This is a genomic window from Pedobacter sandarakinus, from assembly GCF_026240095.1.
GTDB classification, from domain to species: domain Bacteria; phylum Bacteroidota; class Bacteroidia; order Sphingobacteriales; family Sphingobacteriaceae; genus Pedobacter; species Pedobacter sandarakinus.
This window is the reverse complement of the sequence record NZ_JAPIVG010000004.1, coordinates 540,828-547,151: the sequence shown is the minus strand read 5'-3', so window position 1 is coordinate 547,151 and position 6,324 is coordinate 540,828. Positions and strand designations below refer to the sequence as shown.

The following is a 6,324-nucleotide window of genomic DNA, read 5'->3' as shown; positions in this document are numbered from 1 at the left end:
AGATCAAAAAAATAGGAGCACAACAGCAGACCTTGCATTGGCAAACCTCAAACGTAGTGGTTTTGCGAAAAAAAAACACTTACCAAACCCTTAGCACAAACGAGCAAAACAAAGAGCCGCTGTTTTTTTGATGCGTAGGGGTTGTGTGCAGGCTCCTAGCTGGATTGACGAGGCGCTTTGGGTACTTTGGCGCAGCAAAGTACCATGCCCCGCGGCATAGAGCGGAAGATAATTCCCATTTCAATTTATATTCTGTCTCCTCGACAAAAAAGGCTCGCTATTCATCAACCGAATACCCCTTCACAGGCTATAACAAAGTACGCCGTCAATCCCAAGAGCCGGGAAATCAAAATAACATCCACCACTGCCCAGAACATACAATGATTGTTTTTTTGCGCTTATTCCTCACCCAACATTAAGATTGTTAAAAAAATCTATAGCGCTCGTTTCAAATGCTTTGTTAACTTTGTGAGCATCCAGGCTACACCATTACATCGCTAATGGAATTGTTTGCCGGCTGAGAGTAAGCGCTATGGTTAAATTCATCCTTCCGGAAGAAGTACTTCCATTGAGAAGTTTAATGTTACGAAATGGTAAACCATTTGCAGAATGCGTTTTTGAAGGCGATTCTGCATATGATACTTTCCACTTAGGCTACCTTGCTGATGGAGCCATTAAATCTGTAGCCAGTTTCATGCGTAACGACTTTTTTCCCGAAGAAGGGGAAGGATACCAGTTGCGGGGCATGGCTACACACCCCGATTATGGTGGAAGAGGATTGGGTAGCGCACTAATTCAGTTTGCAATAGAATACCTAAGTGCTTACAAAACCGAATACCTTTGGTGCAATGCCAGATCTGTTGCTGCACCCTTCTATAAAAAAATTGGATTCGTTAATGAATCACCCGAGTTTGATATTCCGGGTATTGGCTTCCACTATGAAATGAAACTAAAACTTAAATAATTATAAACATGAAAACAATTGACCAGTTAGACTTTAAAGATAAAAAAGCACTAATCAGGGTAGATTTCAATGTCCCATTGGATGATGATTTCAAAATCACCGACGATAAAAGAATGCGGGCCGCACTACCAACCATTACAAAAATATTAAATGATGGTGGATCGGTAATCTTAATGTCGCACCTGGGCAGACCAAAAGATGGTCCGACAGATAAATATTCGCTTAAACATATTTTGGGCGATTTGTCGCGTATGCTAGATCTTGAGGTTAAGTTTGCAGACGATTGTATCGGAACAAGTGCTGTTGAAAAAGCAAAGAATCTGATTCCGGGAGATGTCCTGTTGCTGGAAAACCTCCGTTTTTATAAGGAAGAAGAGAAAGGCGATGTGGCTTTTGCAGAAAAACTTGCCAAACTAGGTGATGTATATGTGAACGATGCTTTCGGAACCGCACACCGTGCACATGCATCTACCGCCGTAATTGCACAATTTTTTCCAGATGCAAAATACTTTGGTTATTTAATGGCTGCTGAAGTTGCCAATGCAGAGAAGATATTGAATCACGCAGAGCGTCCTTTTACAGCCATTATGGGGGGTGCAAAAGTATCTGATAAGATTTTGTTAATTGAAAAATTGTTAGACAAAGTTGATAATTTGATTATTGGTGGAGGTATGGCTTACACTTTTGCGAAAGCACAAGGCGGTGAGATTGGTACTTCGCTTTTAGAAGCTGATAAACAGGCACTATCTCTAGAGTTGTTAGAAAAGGCTAAAGCAAAGGGCGTAAACCTGGTTTTACCTGTAGATACGGTAATTGCAGATAAATTTGCTAACGATGCAGACAAAAAGGATGTAGCATCGGGCCAGATCCCGGCAGATTGGATGGGGTTGGATATTGGTCCAAAATCTGTTGAGCTATTTCAAGAGGTTATAAAAAACTCTAAAACCCTGTTATGGAATGGGCCGATGGGCGTTTTTGAAATGGAAAGCTTCCAAGTGGGTACCAAAGCTGTTGCAGATGCAGTGGTGGCCGCTACTAAAGAAAATGGGGCTTTCTCGTTAATTGGCGGTGGCGATTCAGCTGCAGCAGTTGCGAAGTTCGGAATGGAAGAGGAAGTAAGTTATGTATCTACCGGTGGTGGAGCCTTATTAGAATATATGGAAGGAAAAGAGTTGCCAGGTGTAAAGGCAATTAACGAATAAAACTAAAAGTTTTACAAAACACGATTAGCAGTATGGTAAAGCCAAAAGTGCTTTTTGCCTGTCAGTTGAGGCAGTAAAAAGTTAAGATGGTTGCTTTACCATACTTTTTTTTGCCTATGAGTTTCGTGTTGCCTAACGAATTTACTGGAATTTTGGGCAATTGGCTTGGCTAACTTTAATAGGTAGCACAAGACCGCATCTCTAATCCCTACAGTAGCGGATACCTGCCATGCGCCTAAGGCCTGAAGGCGTATGAGCGAATGGAGGGATGATACTTTAATTGTATTTCTGTTACTGCTTTCCTAATATCGTGGCAGACTGTAACCGATCAAAATCGTAAATGGCCAATCAATTTGTTAACTTTGCAAACATGGGAACTGCAATAGATTCGGGAATAAAGGGATATAATGCTTATGGGATTCATCTCCGTGAGAAATATAACGGGCAACGCGTATTTAAGGTAATTGTTGATGGCGGATTTACCTGCCCCAACCGGGATGGGAGTAAGGGTTATGGCGGTTGTACATATTGCAATGTAGATTCTTTTACGCCGGAACCATCAAGGCAGAATCCGAACATTAAAGACCAACTGGAGGAGGGGATGCTTAGGGCTAAGAATTCTTACAAGGCCGATAAGTATATCGTTTACTTCCAGCCTAATACCAATACCTATGCGCCTACGCATTATTTAAAGATGATGTATGATGAAGCACTTTCTGTAAATACCGAAGATATTGTGGGCTTTGCGGTTGGCACTCGTCCAGATTGTATTGATGCAGAAAAAGTGGCCTTATTAGAAAGCTATACAGATCGCTTTGATGTTGATTTGGAGATGGGAATGGAATCGATTTACAATGATACCCTGGAGCAAATTAACCGCGGATGTAGTCACGAAGAGTTTGTAGCTGCGGTTGAGCTGCTAAAAAATAGCAAGCTCGATTTATGTGTGCATACTATTTTCGGCTTTCCTTGGGAAACGAGGGAACAAATGTATGGTTACATTCATGAGATCAATCGGTTTCCGCAAATTAAGTTTGTAAAATTCCATCATTTACATATTGTTGAAGGATCGATCATGGGGGCAAAATATAAAAAGGAACCCTTTAAGCTTTTTACCCTGGAAGAATATACCGATTTGCTTTGTGAATTGATTCCGTTGTTGCGACCAGATATTGTAATACAACGTTTATTCGGAATTTCTGATTGGGATTTACTTATTGCACCTAATTGGGGGCTAAATAAATCGGCAATTCAAACATTTATTGATAAAGAGATAGAAAAACGCGGGGTGGTCCAGGGATCTTCATACATTGTGTAGTTTCTAATCTTTTATTTAAATTTTCTTAAAAACCTACAATTTTTTGTAGGTTTTTTGATTTATGTAGGTTTTCAAAGTCCATTTCTAATGATTTTTAGTATAAATATGGTTATTTACGCTTTTTTTACAGTTTAATATTTATTAAAAACCGCGTTAAAAATACCTGCGTTTTTGAATTATTGTTAATTTCAGCTTCAAAATATGTTGTGTTTTACAAAAATTACGCAATTTCATTAGAAAAATTTTAGTTTATAGTGTAAAAAGTACAATATCTCGTATTTTTATAAAAAAATATTACTAAATATTAGAAATTATACAATACAAACAAATTAAACTAAAAACTATGAGTAGATTATCCTTTAAACAGTATGCGCCCTTTGCGATCTTAATGATTGTCGCAATCCTCGCTCTATTTGTTCCTTTGCTTCCAAATTTTGATGAAGGAAAATATAGCGGACCCGATATGGCCTTTATTTTAATTGCTTCTGCATTGGTGTTTTTAATGACTCCAGGTTTGGCATTTTTCTATGGCGGTATGGTACATAGAAAGAACGTGCTATCAACCATGATTAAAAGTGTTGTTGCTGCTGGAGTGATTACCGTACTTTGGACAGTGGTGGGCTTTAGCCTGGCATTTGGCGATACCATTGGCGGTTTTATTGGAAACCCATCTACATTTTTATTTTTTAAGGGTGTTAATTCTGGTGCGCCACACTTAGAGGGCGGTTCTGACTTAACTATTCCACTTTCACTATTTGCTGTATTTCAATTAATGTTTGCCATCATTACGCCAGGGCTGGTTGTAGGTGCAGTGGCAGAGCGTATTCGTTTTACTTCTTACATTCTATTTATTGTACTTTTTGCAGTATTTGTCTACTCTCCATTGGCGCACTGGACCTGGCATCCACAAGGATTCTTGTTGAAAATGGGCGTGCTAGATTTTGCTGGTGGTACTGTTGTACACATCTCTGCAGGTATGGCCGCTTTAGCTGGAGCCTTAGTATTAAAACGCAGAAAGTCTCACTTAGAGCATAAAGAAGTGCCGCCTGCAAACATTCCGTATGTGCTAATTGGCACGGGGTTACTTTGGTTCGGTTGGTTTGGTTTTAATGCTGGTTCGGCACTAGGAGCAAGTAGTTTAGCAGTTTCTGCTTTTTTAACTACCAATACGGCAGCTGGTGCCGCAGGTTTATCGTGGATGTTTTTTGATGTAGCAAGAGGTAAGAAACCATCGGTATTAGGTTTCTGTATTGGTGCTGTTGTTGGCTTGGTAGCCATTACCCCAGGTGCGGGTTTTGTAAGCATTCCATCGAGTATTTTTATTGGCGCAATTGCAGCTGTAATTTCTAACCTTGTAGTTTCATGGAAACAAAAAACAAGTTTAGATGATACATTAGACGTATTTCCTTGTCATGGTGTTGGCGGTATTGTGGGAATGATTTTAACAGGTGTATTTGCTACAAAAACAGTTAATAGCTTAGGTGCTGACGGCCTATTTTATGGTAATCCGGAGTTCTTCTTTACACAATTAAAAGGTGCTGTTATAGTAATCTTGTTCAGCTTTGTAGTGTCATTTGTGATCTTCAAATTCATTAACCTAATCCAACCGATCCGCGTATCTGAAGAGGAAGAAGAAATGGGTCTTGATGAGTCTCAACACAACGAGAAATATTCTCAAGGTACTTTATTGGTTGAAGAAAGAGCCGTTTATATCGAGAAAAATAGTCCTTTAACAGAGTCATTATCTTAACCAAATTAATTAATATCTAAACCCCACTAGCTCAAACATGAAGAAATTTTTAACTGCTATATTTAGTATGGCCTGCACTACGTGTGCCCTAGCTCAAGAAACTCCAACATCTCCACTTGAGATTTCTGGCTCCGTTGATACCTATTTTAAATACGATTTTGCAAAACAACCTGGCAATGCTAAAACATCTTTTGTTACCGATCACAACTCGGTGTCTTTAGGTATGATCGACATTGCCTTGAAAAAGAAAACAGGTAAAGCATCATTTGTTGGTGAGCTATCATTTGGTCCGAGAGGACAATCCCAATCTATTCCTAATGCAGCTGCAGGCGGTTCGTCTTTTAACATTCAAAACTTGTATGTGAATTACGACTTTAGTGATCAGTTTTCGATGACTGCTGGATACATGGGTACCTTTATCGGGTATGAAGTAATTTCTCCTGTCGGAAATTTTAACTACTCTACTTCTTACTTATTTACCAATGGGCCGTTTCAGAATGCCGGAATTAAAGCAACCTACAAATTCTCAGATAAAGTGAGTCTAATGGCTGGATTGTTTAACGACTGGAATGTGTACACCGCATCGAGAGGTGTATCTGCGGTAGGCGGACAATTGATGGTATCTCCGGTAGAAGGCTGGACTGCCTATATTAATGCATTGTCTGGCGCAGGTTTCGGTGGTTACGGAACCATTGTGGATTTGACAACCTCTTACCAGATTACGGAAAAATTTAAACTGGGCTTAAATGCAGCAAATTACGATATTAAAGACAGTTCAACCCCTGGAAGTTATGCAGGTGCTGCTTTGTACCCTCAATTTGCTGTTGCAGATGCTGTTACATTAGGTTTAAGAGGAGAATATTTTAACTTTAAAGCGGCAGGTGTTGTTCCTGCTACAGCTTATACTGCGGTTACCTTTACTGCAAATATCAAATCAGGAGGTTTAACGTTTATACCTGAAATCAGATTGGATCATAACAAAGATATGCCATTCTTGAAAGAGAGCGGAATGGCTGCACCAAATGCAGGTCAATTTTCTTTGGCAGCAGTTTATGCTTTTTAAAATTTAGTTCTTGGATTTACCAGCTGC

The 6,324-nt window shown here is 39.5% G+C and carries 5 protein-coding genes; all 5 read left to right on the top strand.

Annotation, left to right across the window (positions count from 1 at the left end):
* Positions 1-532: 532 nt before the first annotated feature.
* The 5 genes from OQ268_RS13860 to OQ268_RS13840 all read left to right on the top strand — a co-directional run bounded on the left by OQ268_RS13860 (position 533) and on the right by OQ268_RS13840 (position 6,297).
* A complete protein-coding gene (locus OQ268_RS13860; protein WP_265856868.1) occupies positions 533-964 on the top strand; it encodes a GNAT family N-acetyltransferase in 432 nt (143 codons plus the stop codon).
* A gap of 8 nt (positions 965-972) precedes the next feature.
* A complete protein-coding gene (locus OQ268_RS13855) occupies positions 973-2,166 on the top strand; it encodes a phosphoglycerate kinase (RefSeq protein WP_322974016.1) in 1,194 nt (397 codons plus the stop codon).
* A gap of 370 nt (positions 2,167-2,536) precedes the next feature.
* Positions 2,537-3,484, top strand: coding sequence for a TIGR01212 family radical SAM protein (locus tag OQ268_RS13850; RefSeq protein WP_265856883.1), 948 nt, complete (start codon positions 2,537-2,539; stop codon positions 3,482-3,484).
* Between the two features lie 343 nt (positions 3,485-3,827).
* Entirely contained in the window at positions 3,828-5,234 is a 1,407-nt protein-coding gene (locus OQ268_RS13845; protein ID WP_265856866.1) for an ammonium transporter, read from the top strand.
* 37 nt (positions 5,235-5,271) lie between these two features.
* Positions 5,272-6,297, top strand: a complete 1,026-nt coding sequence (locus tag OQ268_RS13840) for a porin (RefSeq protein ID WP_265856864.1) — start codon at positions 5,272-5,274, stop codon at positions 6,295-6,297.
* The last annotated feature ends 27 nt before the right edge of the window (positions 6,298-6,324 follow it).